This is a genomic window from Mesorhizobium sp. B4-1-1, assembly GCF_006439375.1.
Lineage (GTDB): Bacteria > Pseudomonadota > Alphaproteobacteria > Rhizobiales > Rhizobiaceae > Mesorhizobium.
In genome coordinates, this window is record NZ_VFTH01000034.1 from 20,720 (window position 1) to 37,668 (window position 16,949).

Below are 16,949 nucleotides of genomic sequence, written 5' to 3' on the forward strand. Positions count from 1 at the left end.
TGAACTCAGCCGAAGCGGCCGGTAATATAGTCCTGCGTGCGCTTCTCGCGGGGCGAGGTGAAGATCTTCTCGGTCCGGTCGAACTCCACCAGCTCGCCCAGATACATGAACGCCGTCTGCCGCGACACGCGCGCCGCCTGCTGCATGTTGTGGGTGACGATGACGATCGTGTAGTCGGCCTGCAACTCGTCGATCAGTTCCTCGATCTTGGCGGTCGACAGCGGATCGAGCGCCGAGGCCGGCTCGTCGAGCAGGATGACCTCGGGCTTCACCGCCACGGTACGGGCGATGCACAGGCGCTGCTGCTGGCCGCCCGAGAGGCTGAGGCCGCTGGCGTTGAGCTTGTCCTTGACCTCGGTCCACAGCGCGGCGCGCTTCAGCGCCGACTCGACGCGGCTATCCATCTCGGCCTTGCTGATCTTCTCATAGAGCCTGACGCCGAAGGCGATGTTCTCGTAGATAGACATCGGGAATGGCGTCGGCTTCTGGAACACCATGCCGATCTTGGTGCGCAGCAGGTTGAGGTCCTGCGAGCGGTCGAGGATGTTCTTGCCGTCGAGCAGCACCTGGCCCTCGGCGGTCTGCTTCGGGTAGAGCTCGTAGATGCGGTTGAGCACGCGCAGCAGCGTCGACTTCCCGCAGCCCGACGGGCCGATGAAGGCAGTCACGCTGCGCTCGGGCAGGGACAGGTTGATGTCCTTCAGCGCCTTCGACTGGCCATAGTAGAAATTGAGGTTCTTGACCTCGATCTTCGACTTCTCGACGGTCGTGTCGGCTACGTTCAAATCGGTGGACAACATCGGTTTCATCTGTCCTCTCTGCGTCCGGTGAGGCTGCGCGCGAAGATGCTCAGCCCGAGAACCGTCAGGGTGATTATGAGTGCGCCGGTCCACGCCAGTTGCTGCCATTCCTCATAGGGGCTGAGGGCGAACTGGAAGATGGTCACCGGCAAGCTGGCCATCGGCGCGTTGAGATTGCTCGACCAGAACTGGTTGTTGAGCGCGGTGAAGAGCAGCGGCGCCGTCTCGCCGGAGATGCGGGCGATCGCCAGCAATATGCCGGTAACGATGCCGGACAGGGCGGCGCGATAGGCGACCGAGCGGATCACCACCCAGCGCGGCGCGCCGATGGCGGCGCCTGCTTCGCGCAGCGCGTTGGGCACGAGGTTCAGCATGTCCTCGGTGGTGCGCACCACAACGGGGATCACCAGGATCGACAGCGCGACGGCGCCGGCGATGGCCGAGAAGTGCCCCATCGGCCGCACCATCAGCTCATAGACGAACAGGCCGATGATGATCGACGGCGCCGACAAGAGGATGTCGTTGATGAAGCGCACGATCGTGGTCAGGCGCGAGAAGCGGCCGTATTCGGCCATGTAGGTTCCGGCCAGGACACCGATCGGCGTGCCGACGATGACGCCGATGACGGTCATCACGATGCTGCCGTAGATGGCGTTGAGCAGGCCGCCAGCATCGCCTGGCGGCGGCGTCATTTCGGTGAACACCGCCAGCGAGAGGCCGGATAGGCCCTTGTAGAGCAGTGCGCCGAGGATCAGCGCCAGCCAGGCAAGGCCGATGCCTGCGGCGACGACGCACAGCATCATCATCACGCTGTTCTTTCTCTTGCGGCTGCTATGAAGTGCAAGCGACGTCGACATCGGTCAGGCTCCCGTGCGGGCGTCGATGCGCATCAGCATGTAACGTGCGAGCGCGAGGATGATGAAGGTGATGATGAACAGGATCAGGCCGAGCGATACCAGCGAGGATGTATAGAGATCGCCGTCGGCTTCGGTGAATTCGTTGGCGATGGTCGCCGAGATCGTCGTGCCCGGCGCAAACAGCGAGGCGCTGATGCGGTGCGCGTTGCCGATGACGAAGGTAACGGCCATCGTCTCGCCGAGCGCGCGGCCGAGGCCAAGCATGACGCCGCCCATGATGCCGACGCGGGTATAGGGGATGGTCACGCGCCGGGTCACTTCCCAGGTCGTGCAGCCGATGCCGTATGCCGATTCCTTCAGCACCGCCGGCACCGTGTCGAACACGTCCTTGGTGATCGAGGTGATGAAGGGCAGCACCATGATGGCGAGGATCAGCGACGAGGTCAGCAGGCCGATACCGTAGGGCGGGCCGGCAAAAAGATTGTTGAGGCCGGGGACATCTTTGAAGAGCCCGATGACGAAGGGCTGGATCGTCGTCTGCAGGAACGGCGCGAACACGAACAGGCCCCAGATGCCGTAGATGATCGAGGGGATGCCTGCGAGCAGCTCGACCGCGATGGCGATCGGGCGCCTGAGCGGACGCGGGCAGAGCTCGGTCAGGAAGACGGCGATGCCGATGCCGATCGGCACAGCGATTAGAATGGCGATGGCCGAGGTGACGATGGTGCCGTAGATGGGCGCCAGGGCGCCGAAATTCTCGGTGACCGGGTTCCAGGATTCGGTGGTCAGGAAGGAGAAGCCGAACTTCGACAGCGCCTCCCACGAGCCGCTGACCAGCGAGATCGCCACCCCGCCGAGCAGAACCAGCACGAGGATGGCGGAAAGGCGCGTGGCCGTCCGGAATGCCATGTCGGTGAAGGCGAAGCGGCGCACTGTCGCTTCTCTGGTCCGCAGGGCGGACGATGTCGCGGCGTCGGAAACGGCTGTCATTTAGCCCCTCGCATTTCGAAAGAGACAGGAGGGCGCCGGAGACGCCCTCCTTATTCCACAGGAATTACATGCCGGAGTAGAGCGGCTTGCCGTCCTTGTCGACGACGTCCTTGCCCCACATTTCCTCGACGCTCTTCACGACCGCGTCGGGCATCGGAACGTAGTCCAGGCCCGCGGCCAGTTCGTCGCCCTTGGCATAGGACCAGGCGAAGAACTTGAGCGCTTCGGCCGTGGCCGCAGTGTCGTCGGGCTTCTTGTAGACAAGGATCCAGGTGGCGGAGGTCATCGGCCAGGATTCAGCGCCGGCCTGGTTGGCCAGGATGACGCCGTAGCCCGGCTGCGAGCTCCAATCGGCATTAGCCGCGGCGGCCGAGAACGCGGCGGCGGTCGGCTCGACCTTCTTGCCGTCCTTGTTGATCAGGTCGGTGTAGGTCAGCTTGTTCTGCTTGGCATAGGCGTATTCGACGTAACCGATCGCGCCGCCGGTCTGCGAGACGTTGTTGGCGACGCCTTCATTGCCCTTGGCGCCGATGCCCACCGGCCATTCGAGCGCGGTGTTGACGCCGACCTTCGACTTCCAGTCGGCGCTGACGTCAGCCAGGTAGTAGCTGAAGTTGAACGTGGTGCCCGAGCCGTCCGAACGGTGGACGACGGCGATCGCCTGGTCGGGCAGCTTGGCGTCGGGGTTGAGCTTCTTGATCGCTTCGTCGTTCCAGTTGGTGATCTTGCCGGCGAAGATGTCGGCCAGCGTCGGACCGTCGAGCACCAGTTCGCCCGGCTTGATGCCTTCGAGATTGACGACCGGAACGATGCCGCCCATCACCATCGGGAACTGCGCGAGCCCGGTGGAGTCCAGATCCTCGCCCTTCAGCGGCGCGTCGGAAGCGCCGAAGGTCACGGTCTTGGCCTTGATCTGCTTGATGCCGCCGCCGGAGCCGATCGACTGGTAGTTGAGACCGATGCCGGTCTCTTTCTTGTAGGCGTCGGCCCACTTCGCATAGATCGGATAGGGGAAAGTGGCGCCGGCGCCGGAGATATCGGCTGCCATCGCGGCGGAGATGCTAAGGGTTGATGCCGCAGCCATTGCAATCGCAACGGCCGCCGAGCGGATGAAATGTCTCATGTGGCCTGCTCCTGTTCGGAAGATGGTCTTTCGGCACCCGTTCTATCGGCGCCCGGTGAGGGCAATAGCCTTCGATTATTACAGTCGCATGACAGTTTCGTGTCAGCCCGGTAACGCCTGAACGGGAATGCTCGGAAGGGTCCGCGGCGGCCTCGATGGACCGGCCGGAGTTTGCCGCGGGAATCAGTAACTTGTCTGACTTTTGAAACAAAATTTATCCCGGCGGCCGGATGACGGCCGCCGGGAAATAAAATCCGGACGAGAGTGCGTTGCCTGAATGCCAGAGCGGATCATGGCCTGGCCATCGCCGAAAACAGGTCCGTTGGGGTAGAGTCGACGCTGTTTCTTGTTGGCGGTCGCTGCTCCCGCCCGTAACCGAAGAGCGGAATCAATGTCATGATTGTCCGAGCTTGGCGTTTGCTTTGGTATGGTGCGATCGCACCATACGCATGCGTCAACGCCTTGCGCCCGCCTGCCGGCTAGAAATCCGCCCTTGCCTCTTGATTTCGCGCAATTCCGGGACTGACGGCTACGGCGAAGGCGCCGAGCCTGAGCGTTTCAGACTTTTCCCGATATTGCTCTAACCTGCGTTGCGCCGGGTCTCGACGTCCGAGCCCAGCCATCGCTCGAGCTTTTCGAGCAGCGCCCGCGGACTGATCGGCTTCGGCAGGTAATCATCCATGCCGGCCTCCAGGCAGCGTTCGTGATCGCCCTTCAGCGCATGCGCGGTGACGCCGACGATCGGCACATGCGTGCCCATGTTTTCCTCGAGCCTGCGGATGGCGCCCGTCGCCTCCAGCCCGTTCATTTCGGGCATCGACACGTCCATCAGGATCATGCGCGGATCGAGCCTGCCGAAGGCGTCTAGCGCCTTGCGGCCGTTACCGACGATCTCGAAGCGGTAACCGGTCTCGCCGAGGATCTGGGTGAACACCAGTTGGTTCACCTCATTGTCCTCGGCGACGAGGATGTCGAGCCCGCGCTCCGCATCGGCAGGGCGTGGACGCGCCCGCGCCGGCGGCGGCTGCAGCATGGCGCGGTCCGATGCCGCCGTCTGCGCCGGCGCGGCTCGCGGGGGGCTGCCGGCGCCAATGGCGGGTTGCGGCTGCGCGGCCGTGCTGCTGTGGCGATGGCGCTGTATGGTCGCGACCAGCGTTTCCAGGAGGATGGAGGAGCGCGCCGGCTTGATCAGCTGCGCGTCGATGCCGAGATCGCGATAGGCCGTGTTGGCGAGCGACTGGTCGACCGAGGTCAGCATGATGATGGGCGTATGCGCCAGGCCCGCTGTGTTGCGCACGATGCGCGCCATCTCGGCGCCGGTCATGCCGGGCATCTGATAGTCGAGCACCACGCAATCGACGGGCACGCCATAGGCCGCGGCGGCAATCAGCACCTTCAACCCCTCGGTGCCGCTTTCGGCCGCGCAGGAATCGAACGTCCACGACGTCATCTGTTCGCTCAGGATCGAGCGGTTGACGGCGTTGTCGTCGACGATGAGCACGCGCGCGCCGGTGACGTCGATCGGCATGATGCGCTGCCCGCCCTGCTCGGCCCTGGGCAGCGTGACGGTGAACCAGAACGTCGAGCCCTTGCCTTCGGCGCTGTCGACGCCGATCTCGCCGCCCATCATCTCGACCAGCCGCGAGGTGATGGCAAGGCCAAGCCCGGTGCCCTCGTGCCGCCTGGTCGAGGAGGTGTCGACCTGGCTGAATTTCTCGAACACCAGCTTCAGCTTGTCTTCCGGAATGCCGATACCGGTATCCGTCACGGAAATGGTGAGCTTCGTGCCCGCGGGGACCCTGTCGCCCGTCACGTCGACCAGGACATGGCCCTCGTCGGTGAACTTCACCGCGTTGCCGAGCAGGTTGGTGACGATCTGCCTGACCCGGCCGACATCGCCGACGAACTGGCCGTCGAGCCCCGGCTGGACACGGACGATGAGCTCGAGGTCCTTCTCCTTGGCGCGCGCCGACACCAGCGTCGCCACGTCCTCGATCGCCTCGGCGAGATTAAAGGGCGCCGGGTCGAGCACCATCTGGCCGGCATCGATCTTGGAGAAGTCGAGGATGTCGTTGATGATGGTGAGCAGCGCGTTGCCGGATTTGACGATGATGTCGGTGAACGTCTTCTGCTTCGGATCGAGGTCCGACTTTGCCAGCAGCTCTGCCATTCCAAGAACCCCATTCATCGGCGTGCGGATCTCGTGGCTCATATTGGCGAGGAATTCCGACTTGGCGCGGTCGGCGAGCACGGCGCGCCGGCGCGCCTCGCTGAGCTCGGTCTCGCGCTGCTTGAGCTCGGTGATGTCGGTGGTGGAGCCGATCAGATAGAGCGAGCCGTCCGAGGCGATCATCGCGCTCTTGCGGGCGAACTGGTGCCTGACGCTGCCGTCCGGCATCGTCACCGTCTCTTCGATCTCCTGCGTCTCGCCGGTGCGCAGCACGGCCAGGTCGCTGGCGACGAAGGCTTCGCCGTCCGCGCCGAAAATCTCGACATCGGTCTTGCCGACGGCTTCTTCCTTGCTGAAGCCGGTGAGATCGCACCAGCCCTTGTTGACGTAGAACTGCCTGAGGTCCGAGCGCTTGGCGTAGATCGACACCGGCACGTTGTCGATAAGGCTGCGGAACACCTCGTTCTCGCTCATGCTCTGCCGGAGCGCCTGCTCGCGCGCCTTGACGTCGGTGATGTCGGTGCTGGAGCCGACCAGATGCACGGAGCCGTCGATCGCCACCAGCCGGCTTTTGCGCGTCATCAGCTGCCGCACCGTGCCATCGCGATGGGTGACGGCCTCCTCGATCTCGCGCCCCGAGCCGGTCGCCACGACGTCGGTGTCGTCATTGCTGAAACCGTCCGCCTCTTCCGACTCGAAAAGCTCGCGATCCGTCTTGCCGAGCACCTCGTCCTTGGCGAAGCCGGTCAGCGCGCACCAGGCCTTGTTGACGAATTCAATGCTGAGATCGTCGGCCTTGATGAAGGCGGCCACGGGCAGCTCGTCCATCACGTGCCGGTAAAGGTCGATCTGGCGCATGGAGTCGCGCAACGCCTTCTCGCGCGCCTTGATGTCCGTGATATCGACGCGCACGCCGATGAATGTGCCGTCGTCGGTGCGCATGTCATAGACCTGGTACCAGCGCCCGTCGGCGTTGAGGCGTTCGTAGGCGGAGCTTGGCAGACGATACCGCTTGAGCATGGCGTCGAGCCAGCGCTCGGTGTCGACGCCATACAGACCGTCGATGCCGGGATCGCCGCTCGAGCGGAAGTAGCCGACGGAGTGGCCGAGCGCCAGCGCCTCGCGGAAAGTGCGGCCAGGCTGCCAGGCCGGCTTCAGCGCCGGCAGCGTATCCTGCAGCTTGCGGTTGGCGAAGACGAAGCGGTCGTCGCGATCGTAGATGATGACCCCCGCCGGCAGCGACTCCAGCACGGTGGCGAGGTTCTTGCGCGCATCCTCCGCCTCGGTCTCGCGCTGTTTCATGTCGGTGATGTCGACATAGGAGATCAGCCGCTTGCCTCCGGGAAGCGGCGCCAGCGAGGCGATCAGTGTGCGGCCGCCCTTGCGCGGCAACTGCCTGGATCCCGCGGCTCCGGCGCGGATTTCGGCCTCCCGTTCGGCCACATGGCTTTGCCAGGCCTGTTCTTCGCCGCCGAACGGATCGACGTCACGGCTGGCCTCCATGAGGTCGCGAAAGCGACTGCCGGCCGGAGCCCGCCGCGGATCGATCTTCCAGAAATCGTAGAATGCCCGGTTGACCACCTCCGCCCGCAATTCGGCATCGAGAACGATGACGCCGATCGGCATCGAATCGACCATCAGCCTGAGATTGGCAAGCGCCTCCGAAGTCCCGGCCATATCGTGGACATCACCAAGAAAGCCGCCGTTGCCGCGCATATCCGCCTTGTTGAAATTCCGTGCGCTCTCCGCCTCGACAGTCCCGTCCGTATCCGCCATTCCTACCCCCAAGCCGAACCGTGCCGGTCTGTCGGCGGAATGTGCCCGACAAGCATTAACGATCCGCTAACCATAATGATTGCAACCGCCTGCCGCCCGGTGCCGTTGAACCAGTTTCCGGTCGAGGCGCCGGCTGCGGTAATCCGCCCATTGGCGATCGAGGCGACGACGCATTATAAGGTGCCTGAGGTGTTGCTAATGTTTGGTCGAATCGCGGCTTTCGTCCTGTGCCCGGCGCTGCTTGCAGCGGGCGGCTGCGTGCGCAGCGACGACGGCACGGTGGTCGTTCCAAGCCGGATGGATGTCAGGCGTGTCTGGGACAAGGCGCCGCCGGGAACGACCGGGGCGCGGCAGATCGCATCGGACGTCTTTCCTCCGCCGCCGGGCGCGCCGCCGGGCCCAGCTGTCCGCCGCTATCCCAGGCGCGCTTCGATGGCGCAATCCCTGAACCAGGACCTGCCGGACGAGGCTTCCGGCGAGCAGAGACCTCTCGCCTGCAGGAATGTCGGCGAAAACGGCAAGCGCTACCGGGTCGTCTGCGAATAATGTTGCCTGGTCAAAACAGCCAGGCGGCCCTGCCGCAAGGCAGGGGCGATGGCCCGATCAATTCGCGGGGAAGAAGGCCGGCCCGACCACGCGCATCGGCTTTGCATCTGCCGGGACAAGCGCCTCGGGCTGCGCGATCGAGCTGGTCGCATCCGCTCCCGCGCCGTGAGCGCTGCTCGATGCAATGTCCGGGACCGTGCCCCGGTCCGGCCCCAGGTCCGGCCCTAGGTCCGGCCTTGTCGTCGGCAGGGGAATGATGGCGTTTTCCATGTTGCGCGGCGTCACCGTGCGTGCCCGGAGCTCGGCCTCCCGCTGCGAGTGGTGCTTGAGGTCGCAGGCCTTGAACTCGACGAATATTACGCTTTCACTTCAAGGTTGAAACAGGATCCGAAAAACCATTTCCAAGCCGGCGATGGCCAGGGCCCCCGGCGCGATCACGGATCGCTGATGAAACCTTTGACCGGCGACGGACGTTGTTGACGTTGATGTGAGCCGCGCAGCGCGGAGGAGACTGAAGATGTCCATTCACTTCACCGTCTCTGGCTTGACCAGGAACCTGATCCATTCGCTTGGGCTGGATCATGAGCAGGCGCCGAGACCCCTTACCCCCGAACAAAGCCTTCTGCTGGATTGCTACCTGGCCGGGCAGATCCCGGACTCCGCCTGGAGCGATTACGTCTTCGAGATGCCGGAATTGGAAAAACACGCTCAGGTCAGGCGCGCACGCGGTTGACCTGAGTGCGGCAAGGCCGGGCTCGGCGCCTTAGGATTCCAAGAAAAGTGTGAGTGGCTTGGCTCGGCGTCTTCGCCGCCGCCTTCCGTCCCGGATGCGTGGAGAACAAACCGACAAACGGTCAAGCCTGCCGCTTAGGTTTTCGGCGAGTTGAACTGCAGCGTGAAGACGTTTCCGGCAACGCCTTGCGCCAGCGACGGCGAAAAGCTGAGCGGCAGGCAATCGTTCAGGGCCTTGGTCGCCGCATCGACATAGGCCTTGCGCGTCTTGTCGTCGCCGCTGACATGGATGGCGGTCGTCCTCGGCGGTCCGATCAGCGTGCCGTCGCGCTTGAAGCTGAAGCTCAGCGTGACCGAGGAATTGTCGGAATTGGCAGGCGGTGTCCAGCAGGCGAGCAAGGCGGCGCCGACCTCGTTCATGCTGCTGAGCGACGCGGCGGCCGATGGAAACGGCGCAATCGACAGCGCGACCGCCATCATCAAGGATCTTGCCATGTTCATCGCGGGTTCCTCGTTGCTATCGCTCAACCGCCTGGCGGCATCGTAAGACCCATGACGGGGATGACAATAGGATTTTAACCTGCCCGCCGGCGCCGCAATCATACTGTCGTGATCGCGGCGCCGTGGCCGCGAAAAAGCAAAAGGCCGGCACGGAGCCGACCTTTCCCTTGCCTCGTCATGGCGCCAGTACATCCGTGGTCGCGGTGAGGACTGCGACCAGTAGACAGGCCTTAGGTAAACGAATCCTTAACACGAGGGACTGCTACGCCCCGGCCTGCGATTTCACATGCGCGATGTAGCCGCGCACGTCGCCGGCGGGTTCGGCATAGGCCTTGCCGAGCTTCTTCTCCAGCGCCGCCATATATTCCTTCGCCCATTTGGGCAGCGCGTAGTCGACGACCGCCAGGAATTCGAGCGTTGCCGCCAGCCTTATATCGGCGATTGACGGGTTGTTGCCGCCGATGAACGGTTTGCCGTCGCGGAAGAAGGAATGAAACACCTCGAGCGGCTCGGCGATCGCAACCATCGCCGCCTTCTGCGCTTCCGATTTCTTGTCGGGATGGGCGTCGCTGTGGCCGACCTCGCCGGCATATTGCGGGAAGCCGAGGGCCGGATACGTCGCGCGCGCGACATACGGATAAAGCGTGCCGACCAGATAGAACATGGCGCTGTCGATCATCGCTCGCTTGGCCGGCGCCTTCGGATAGAACTTATCCAGCCCGTGCTTGTTGGCGAGATATTGCATGATGGCGCAGCTTTCCCACAGCACGCCGCGCGGCAGGCCCTTGTCCTCGATCATCGGCGTCAGATGCGCCGGATTGCGCGCCAGGAACTCGGGCGAACGCGTATGGCCCCAGGTATCGGTCTCCGTCGGATCAAGCCCGGCCGCGCGCGCGAACACCCGCACCGTCATGTTGTTGACGCTCGGCCTCAGCATGCTGAGTTTCACGCCGGGCTTCTTGGCCGGCTTCGCCTTGGGCGCGCCTTTTGCCGCCGGCTTTGACGTGCCCTTGGCCGAAGCTATGGCGGCCGATCTGGCCGCCGCTTTCGGCGCCGCCTTGGCCGCGGGTTTCTTTGCACTCTTTGCTGCAGCTTTTGCCATGTCGGTCCTCCCTCTGACCCGGTTAATAAGGATTTTTAGCCGCCCTGTTTTCCGACAGGGTTTCGCGTGACCGCTCGACCAGCGCCTGGATGGCGTCGGCCAGATGCAGTTCGGCGATGTTGTAGTCGCCGCGCGCCACGCGGATCTTGTGCGCCTCCATCAGCACGTCGGCATGGGTGAAGCCGGCCGGCGGTTCGAAGCGGTAGGAAGCAAGCTCGACCAACAGTCCCAGCGGATCCTCGAAATAGATCGAATCCATGAAGCCGCGATCCTTGACGCCGCTGTGCTTGATCTCGCGCTCGTCGAGCCGCGCGACCGCCTGCAGGAAGGTGACCCGCGATACCGAGAACGCGATGTGGTGGACGCAGCCGATATCGGTCGGTGTCCGCCGCCTGACCGGGACCCGGGTCTCGTCGGTGAAGACGGTGATCAGCCGCCCGTCGCCGGGATCGAAGTAGAGATGGCTTTCGCTCGCCTTGTCGAGATTGGGCTGCTCGAAGATGAACGGCATGCCAAGCACGCCCTCCCAGAAATCGATCGAGGTCTGGCGCCCGGCACCGACCAGCGTGATGTGATGAACGCCTTGCGACTGCAGCTTCCGCATTGGCTCCTCCCGCCTGCGCTTGCGCCTTGCCGGCTGGCAGGTTCCCAGTGTCTGGCCGCGCACGGCCCTGGGTACGCGACCGCCGCCCGGTTCTCATCGCTCCGCATTTCTTGTTGGATCGCGGCCGGAGCACTGATGAGGGGATGCTAATTCAATCCGGGACGTTACGCCAGAAGCGCCGCCGGGCCTTCACTGCGCTTGCGAGCCGTTGCCGCCGTCGGCGATGATGCGGATCGATCGCCGCTGTCCGGTTTGGATTCGGATGGCGGCTAGGCACTCACTGGATTCATGACCCCAGTTCTGCCCCTTGCAGGCGAAGTCGATCCCCGATCGGGGAACGATCCGCGGGCCTTTGTCGGTGGTGTTCACGACAAGCAAACCCGGATCATGCACGGTTGAAGGGAGTACGAGGCCTGATACCAAGCCGACGACAACGAGGACCAGGCAGCAACCGGATGCGATCAGGGCGGCAGTCGCCACCGGATGCATGGCAATCCACCCCGAGAACCCCGTCAGCGGCCGCAAGGAGCGGCTGTCCGTTGCATTCATCTGACTCAATCCACGCCTTACTTGCCGGTGTCGAAGCGCGCGAAGGCCTGTTGCACGCGCCGTCGACAGTCGGCTCGGACCACGTCCTATCGTGGCTCACGAAAGCGGAGCCATCCGACGAAGGTCATGACCGACGGTGACAGAAGTCATGTGCCGCCGTAGGCGCCTCGATCCTCAGGTCAGTATCCACGCCACGGTCCTGCCGGCATCGGCCGGAACACCTCCGATTCCGGCGGACAGATGAGGCGAAATGGCACCCAGGGGTACTTCCAAGATGTGCGCGATTGCCTTGAGAGTCTTGGTGGAGGCGGTCTTTCCGGAGCGCTCTATCTGCGACAGCATGCTCGGGGTTATCCCGGCTTGGGCGGCAAGCTGCCTTCCGCTCAGGCCGCGCAGGACCCTGACGGCGCGAACCGGGTTCTCGCCGGCGGCGATCTTGTCGAGGACGCGCTTGGGCAAGGGACTGTTGGAGGCAGGCTCGTGAAGCTCGCTCACACCCGCCATCGCCGTCCGCTTGAGTATGCGGAACTGGGATTCCGGCAGCACGACCATGCGCTCTTTCGAGCCTGGGTGCTTGATGAATTGGACGTTTAGCTTCATGGCGGCGACCAGCGTTCGGGTTTGGCTTGCTGCGCGGCTCGAGACGGAGCCTGGATTACCTGAAAATAAGAAGCACGAAGATCAGAAATGAGATCGACAGGATCGCGGCTACGGACAGAAGCGCCAATATCTGAAAGCTGATCGGCAACTGCCGAAACCGTCTCCACGTCCACGGTTCCTTTTCCCAGTGCTGAAATCGTGGCAACCCCAGCTCCCTTGGTCTGAGCCCATCGTGCCGGCGAACCGGACGAAGATCATCGTTTCAAACCACGTCGACAGGTTGCCGATGTCGACGACCTTCGATCTAGCCTCTTTGGCCGGGACGTGACATCTGCCGAAAGTCAGGGGCGATGATGACGAAAGTCATATTCGTTTGCGGCCGGTTCGGGCTTACGTCAAAGTGGACTGCCGCGCCTGCGGCTGTTTTTGCGAGAACGAATGATCGATATCGGCACAGAATTACTGCCGGCCGCGCAGGCGGAAGTCATCGGGCTTGCTGTTTTGCGGGCCGACAGGACAGTTCAGCAAAAAGTTGGGCGCCTGGTCGAGTGGCTCCCCGCCCTTGGAGCGGACTGCTGCCTGTGCACGCTCCTGGTCGGGATGGAGGCCGAGATGGCGGCCTTGTCCGCGGGACGCCGCGATCTGATCGCCTTGTCGGGCGTGCGGGCCGAATTGCCGGGGCTGGACCGCCCCGTCACCGCGGTCATCCTGTGGAATGGCGATCGATCGCACTATGTCGTGATCGCGATGCCCGACTTCACGGCGCGCCAGGCCGAGATCATGTTCGAAAGCGAGCGGCGCGCCCGACGCTTGATGGAGCAGCAACTCGAAGCCGCCAATTCCGAGGTGCGCTTCGCCTCGCTCGCCCGCACGCGCCTTCGCCTGGCGCGCGACCTCCACGACACGCTCGTGCATTCGATCGTCGCGCTGCTGACGCAAATCCGGCTGACACGGCATTTCCTGGCGACCGATCCAGCCCGTGTTTCGGACGGGCTCGCGGTTGCCGAGGAAGCCGCGATAACCGGCTTGGCGCGGGCGCGCGACGCCATCGCCCGGCTCAGGATGCCCGACGACCTCGAACCGGGTTCGGATGTCGAGAAGATGCTGTCGGACTTCGCGCAGCAGACCGGCATCGAGGTTTCCACGCAAATCGCTGACGCAGCCCGCCCCGGGCTGCAGGATCACGCGTCGACGATTCGGCGCATCCTCGGCGAAGCGTTGCGCAACGTCGAGGCGCATGCGAAGGCGCGGCGGGTCCGGTTCGACGCGGTCGTGGAAAGAACCGAAGCTGGCGCAAGACTCATCGTCGATGTCCGCGACGACGGACGCGGCTTTGACGGGACCGTCCCCAGACAGGGACATTTCGGGCTGATTGGAATGGCCGAATTCGCCGAGCTCGCGGGAGGACAATGCGCGGTGGAAAGCGCGCCAGGGGCGGGCACGCTGGTTCGGACATCCCTTCCCCTGACCGTGTCGGCAACGAACGACCGGTCCGGCGCCGTGGGTGCGTAGAAAGCTGGGGGTGTAGCAAAATGACCGATCCGCGCCTGAAATCCGAAAGGATACGCGTGCTGATCGCCGAGGATCAGACATTGATCCGGGAAGGCCTTGCCACGCTGCTTGCCCAGCAAAACGACGATTTCGAAATTGTCGGCGCCGCGGCCGACGGCGAGCAGGCGATCGAGTTCGCGCGCCGGTACCGTCCGGACGTCGTCCTGATGGATCTGCAAATGCCGCGCGCCGACGGCGTCACGGCGACCCAGCGTATCCTGCGCGAATTTCCGGAAACCGGCATCGTGGTCCTGACCACGTTCGAGACCAACGAGCTGATTTTCGAGGCTGTCAGCGCCGGGGCCAAGGCATATCTGCTGAAGGACTCAAGGATCGACGAGATCGCGGCGACGATCCGCACCGTGGCGAACGGCCAATCCGCGCTTTCACCCGGTGTCGCCGCAAAAATTCTCGAGGAATTCAAGCGATTGCGTCCGCGCCACGCCCCGGCGAGCGCGCCGTTGCGCGGCGACCTCACCGCGCGCGAGAACGAAATCCTCAAACTGATCGTCGAAGGCAAGAGCAATGGCGAAATCGGCGCCCAACTGCATTTGGCCGAGGGGACGATCAAGAACTACGTCAGCACGATCCTCGAGAAGTGTGGAGCCAAGAACCGGACTGAATTGGCCATAAAAACGATAGGCTGAAGGACTGTCCGCAATGAACGCGCATTTGCGCGCCCCTGGGTTTCGTCACCCACCGGAACGACGCGGCGATCGAACGCTCAAAAAAGGCCCGCGGCTTCGGGGTTTGGGGGGAAAAGCCACGGGCAAGTCCGGTTGCCTGAGTTCCCGCTCTTGGTGGCAGGTCGAGGGAGGCGCCAGTCGACGCCCTCGCTGCAGCCCCATGGTCACGCTGCCGATCGACGGTCGAGCCGCAAGCAGGCGTATGAGCGCGTGATCTGCTCGGCATCCATTTCAGCCAAATGGCGTTTCACGGTCCGCATGGTCTCGTCGAGCTTCGTCAGCAATTCCGCAACGATCGTCATGTCCGAAGCCGTGCGCGTGGGCGACCTTGTTGAAAAGCGGAAGGCAGTGCTGGAGATTTCCGCTGATGCCTGGGTGGCTAGAGATCGAGAAACGATGCAGGCTGGAGCGGAATGGCGGCGGCCGGACCGGGGTCCGGCCGCCTCGAACAAATCCGCTATTTTCTCGCGAGCAGGTCGCGGATTTCGGTCAGAAGCTGCACGTCGGCCGGCGGCGGAGCAGCGGCAGGGGCGGGCTTTTCGCGCTCCAGACGCTTGCGCATATTGTTCACCGCCTTGACCATCAGGAAGATGATGAAGGCAAGGATCAGGAAGTTCAGCACGACCGTGATGAAGCTGCCATAGGCAAAGACCGCGCCCTCTTTCTTGGCATCGGCCAGCGCGCTCGAATGGACGTTCGAGGACAGCCCGAAGAAGTAATTGTTGAAGTCCAGCCCGCCCAAGATCGCGCCGATGATCGGCATGATGATGTCGTTGACGAGCGAATCGACGATCTTGGAGAAGGCGGCGCCGATGATGACACCGACGGCCAAGTCCATCACATTGCCCTTTGAAATGAATTCCTGGAATTCTTTGAGCATCCCCATCTCCTCTTAGCCCATTTGCCTGTTTGCGCCGTCAGGCGAAGACGTTCTCGCGCCTGAAATGCTTGACGAGCAGGTAATAGAAGACCGGGCGGTGTTTGTTGCGGTTGGTGCGGCCGTACTGGTCGATGACCCTAGCGAGCCCCGCGTCCAGGCCGGCATCGGCCGTCAGCCCCAGTCTTTTGATGAGAAAGTTCTTCTTGACCCGTTCCAGTTCCTCCTTGTCCGAGGCCGAAACGGTGGATGCATCCTTGTCGTAGATCGCCGGACCGCAGCCCTTCGTCACCTTCGTCAAGAGATCCAAATCCGCCGTAAGGCCGCATTTGACCCTCAGGTCCGCCGCATATTTGCTGATCAGTTCGTCCTGCTTGTTCACACGCTTGCCCTCTCGTTTCCGGCCAGACAGCGACTGCCGTCGAACCGCGCGGCCTGGTCGCCGCAAAGCTATGTCTGGATTTGACCGCTGCCCGTAAGTGTCAGCCGCTGCGCGTCGCGAGCGCACCATCGGGGCTCGCCTGGTCGACGGCGGCTGGGAGATGCTGCGCCAGGGCGGCGGCCACCTGATCCAGCGGAATCCCGAACTGGCCCGCCAGTTGCTGAAGACGCTGGTCGCCAAGCGCCGCCTTGATCTCGTCGGGCGCGATCGGAAGATTTGCGGCGTTGGTGCTGAGCCAGGATTCGACGCGGTCGCCGAGACCCGACTTCTGCAGCATGGCAAGCACGCCCTGATAACCGCCAACGCCGGTCAGCGCGTCGGCCAGGAGTGACGAGCCTCCGCCCTGCTGTTCGCCCTGCAAGGCGCTTTGCAAACTGTCCAAAAATCCCATCCGGAAACCTCCCGTCGAAAAATCACGTCCGCCGTCGCACAGCGTTCAGGCGTGCTGATCTAGGCCGTTTCAAGGGGTTGCGACACCTGACGAAGGTCAGGACCGGAGATGACGAAGGTCACATTCGGCAGCAGCCGGATCGCACTTGAACCGGGCATCGCTCCTGGCAAGGCGGCTTCGCGTCTTTTCCCGGTGCAGGGCTGCTCGGCCCGCATTCGATTCAGCTTGGATCCGATTCCGCCCGAAGGGCGACTGGCGTGCGAGCGGTCATTGCGGTAGGTGTCGATGGACATGGCGGCGCAATTGCCACGCTCGACGCGAGATAGCTCCCGCGAAGGCAATAAGTCGATTGCCTGTCGCGGGAATTAGGATTTGATATAACGATCGTCACAGTGTCAGTGGGCGTGGAAAACCGAGGAAAGAACATGAAAGGCGCCGAGCAAGCTGCAAAAGCCGCGGATGGAGCCGCATCCGCGAACGGATCCGAAGCCACAATCCATCCCGACGCGACGATCGACCAGGTTCGCAATCTTCTGTTCGGAGGCGCGCAGCGGTCGCTCGAGAGCAGCCTTGCTGGCCTGCGCGAGGAGATGCAGGCCACCATCAAGCAGCTCCAGGCGGACTTCGCGAAGGAGCTCGCGACGCTCCAGGC

20 protein-coding genes and 1 pseudogene are annotated in these 16,949 nt (G+C 63.5%); 5 read left to right on the forward strand and 16 right to left on the reverse strand.

Annotated elements, in window-relative coordinates; all coding sequences use genetic code 11:
• Positions 1 to 5 precede the first annotated feature (5 nt).
• From pstB to FJW10_RS28615, 5 genes are all read right to left on the reverse strand, one after another.
• Positions 6 to 809 carry a phosphate ABC transporter ATP-binding protein PstB gene (pstB, locus tag FJW10_RS28595; RefSeq protein ID WP_140835052.1) on the reverse strand — a complete coding sequence of 268 codons (804 nt, stop codon included), beginning with the start codon at positions 807 to 809 and terminating at the stop codon, positions 6 to 8.
• Complete coding sequence (gene pstA, locus FJW10_RS28600; RefSeq protein WP_140835051.1) at positions 806 to 1,657, reverse strand: phosphate ABC transporter permease PstA; 852 nt, start codon at positions 1,655 to 1,657, stop codon at positions 806 to 808. Before pstA ends, pstB begins: the two co-directional genes overlap by 4 nt.
• 3 nt (positions 1,658 to 1,660) lie before the next feature.
• Entirely contained in the window at positions 1,661 to 2,647 is a 987-nt protein-coding gene (pstC, locus tag FJW10_RS28605) for a phosphate ABC transporter permease subunit PstC (protein WP_140902556.1), read from the reverse strand.
• Positions 2,648 to 2,711: 64 nt separating this feature from the next.
• The gene (pstS, locus tag FJW10_RS28610; protein ID WP_140835049.1) at positions 2,712 to 3,770 is read right to left on the reverse strand and encodes a phosphate ABC transporter substrate-binding protein PstS; all 1,059 of its coding nucleotides are present in this window, start codon (positions 3,768 to 3,770) and stop codon (positions 2,712 to 2,714) included.
• Between the two features lie 580 nt (positions 3,771 to 4,350).
• Positions 4,351 to 7,617, reverse strand: coding sequence for a response regulator (locus FJW10_RS28615; protein WP_181177697.1), 3,267 nt, complete (start codon positions 7,615 to 7,617; stop codon positions 4,351 to 4,353).
• 3 nt (positions 7,618 to 7,620) lie between these two features.
• Here FJW10_RS28615 and FJW10_RS30905 point away from each other — a divergent pair, with 3 nt between their 5' ends.
• Together FJW10_RS30905 and FJW10_RS28625 are read left to right on the forward strand one after the other, a co-directional pair.
• Entirely contained in the window at positions 7,621 to 8,262 is a 642-nt protein-coding gene (locus FJW10_RS30905; RefSeq protein WP_246674398.1) for a hypothetical protein, read from the forward strand.
• A 517-nt stretch (positions 8,263 to 8,779) separates the two neighbouring features.
• The gene (locus tag FJW10_RS28625) at positions 8,780 to 8,995 is read left to right on the forward strand and encodes a hypothetical protein (protein ID WP_140835047.1); all 216 of its coding nucleotides are present in this window, start codon (positions 8,780 to 8,782) and stop codon (positions 8,993 to 8,995) included.
• 134 nt (positions 8,996 to 9,129) lie between these two features.
• Here FJW10_RS28625 and FJW10_RS28630 read toward each other — a convergent pair whose 3' ends face one another.
• The 6 genes from FJW10_RS28630 to FJW10_RS30605 form a co-directional block, all read right to left on the reverse strand.
• A complete protein-coding gene (locus FJW10_RS28630) occupies positions 9,130 to 9,495 on the reverse strand; it encodes a hypothetical protein (protein ID WP_140902557.1) in 366 nt (121 codons plus the stop codon).
• Between the two features lie 262 nt (positions 9,496 to 9,757).
• Positions 9,758 to 10,597 carry a glutathione S-transferase family protein gene (locus FJW10_RS28635; RefSeq protein ID WP_140902558.1) on the reverse strand — a complete coding sequence of 280 codons (840 nt, stop codon included), beginning with the start codon at positions 10,595 to 10,597 and terminating at the stop codon, positions 9,758 to 9,760.
• 22 nt (positions 10,598 to 10,619) lie between these two features.
• Positions 10,620 to 11,201, reverse strand: coding sequence for a VOC family protein (locus tag FJW10_RS28640; RefSeq protein ID WP_140902559.1), 582 nt, complete (start codon positions 11,199 to 11,201; stop codon positions 10,620 to 10,622).
• Between the two features lie 189 nt (positions 11,202 to 11,390).
• On the reverse strand, positions 11,391 to 11,750 hold the full coding sequence (locus FJW10_RS28645) for a hypothetical protein (protein WP_140902560.1): 360 nt from the start codon (positions 11,748 to 11,750) through the stop codon (positions 11,391 to 11,393).
• A 174-nt stretch (positions 11,751 to 11,924) separates the two neighbouring features.
• Positions 11,925 to 12,302 (reverse strand): helix-turn-helix transcriptional regulator, encoded by a 378-nt coding sequence (locus tag FJW10_RS28650; protein WP_181177698.1) that lies wholly within the window; start codon positions 12,300 to 12,302, stop codon positions 11,925 to 11,927.
• Positions 12,303 to 12,346: 44 nt separating this feature from the next.
• Entirely contained in the window at positions 12,347 to 12,523 is a 177-nt protein-coding gene (locus FJW10_RS30605) for a hypothetical protein (protein ID WP_181177699.1), read from the reverse strand.
• 265 nt (positions 12,524 to 12,788) lie between these two features.
• Between FJW10_RS30605 and FJW10_RS28655 the strand changes: the two genes are divergently transcribed.
• Positions 12,789 to 13,862 (forward strand): histidine kinase, encoded by a 1,074-nt coding sequence (locus FJW10_RS28655; RefSeq protein ID WP_140902561.1) that lies wholly within the window; start codon positions 12,789 to 12,791, stop codon positions 13,860 to 13,862.
• Positions 13,760 to 14,548: a response regulator transcription factor gene (locus tag FJW10_RS28660; RefSeq protein ID WP_246674396.1), complete on the forward strand. Its 789-nt coding sequence runs from the start codon at positions 13,760 to 13,762 to the stop codon at positions 14,546 to 14,548. The genes FJW10_RS28655 and FJW10_RS28660 overlap by 103 nt, the downstream gene beginning before the upstream one ends.
• A gap of 203 nt (positions 14,549 to 14,751) precedes the next feature.
• On the opposite strand, the gene FJW10_RS30610 is transcribed toward FJW10_RS28660, so the two are convergent.
• From FJW10_RS30610 to FJW10_RS28680, 5 genes are all read right to left on the reverse strand, one after another.
• Positions 14,752 to 14,889, reverse strand: a complete 138-nt coding sequence (locus FJW10_RS30610; protein WP_181177700.1) for a hypothetical protein — start codon at positions 14,887 to 14,889, stop codon at positions 14,752 to 14,754.
• 155 nt (positions 14,890 to 15,044) lie between these two features.
• The gene (gene mscL / locus FJW10_RS28665; protein WP_140902563.1) at positions 15,045 to 15,467 is read right to left on the reverse strand and encodes a large conductance mechanosensitive channel protein MscL; all 423 of its coding nucleotides are present in this window, start codon (positions 15,465 to 15,467) and stop codon (positions 15,045 to 15,047) included.
• 37 nt (positions 15,468 to 15,504) lie between these two features.
• Entirely contained in the window at positions 15,505 to 15,846 is a 342-nt protein-coding gene (locus FJW10_RS28670; protein WP_140902564.1) for a DUF2853 family protein, read from the reverse strand.
• Between the two features lie 100 nt (positions 15,847 to 15,946).
• Positions 15,947 to 16,297 (reverse strand): YidB family protein, encoded by a 351-nt coding sequence (locus tag FJW10_RS28675; RefSeq protein ID WP_140837543.1) that lies wholly within the window; start codon positions 16,295 to 16,297, stop codon positions 15,947 to 15,949.
• A gap of 59 nt (positions 16,298 to 16,356) precedes the next feature.
• Positions 16,357 to 16,590: a hypothetical protein gene (locus tag FJW10_RS28680; protein ID WP_140902565.1), complete on the reverse strand. Its 234-nt coding sequence runs from the start codon at positions 16,588 to 16,590 to the stop codon at positions 16,357 to 16,359.
• Positions 16,591 to 16,722: 132 nt separating this feature from the next.
• Here FJW10_RS28680 and FJW10_RS28685 point away from each other — a divergent pair.
• Positions 16,723 to 16,949: pseudogene (locus FJW10_RS28685) on the forward strand (hypothetical protein); the annotation flags it as partial.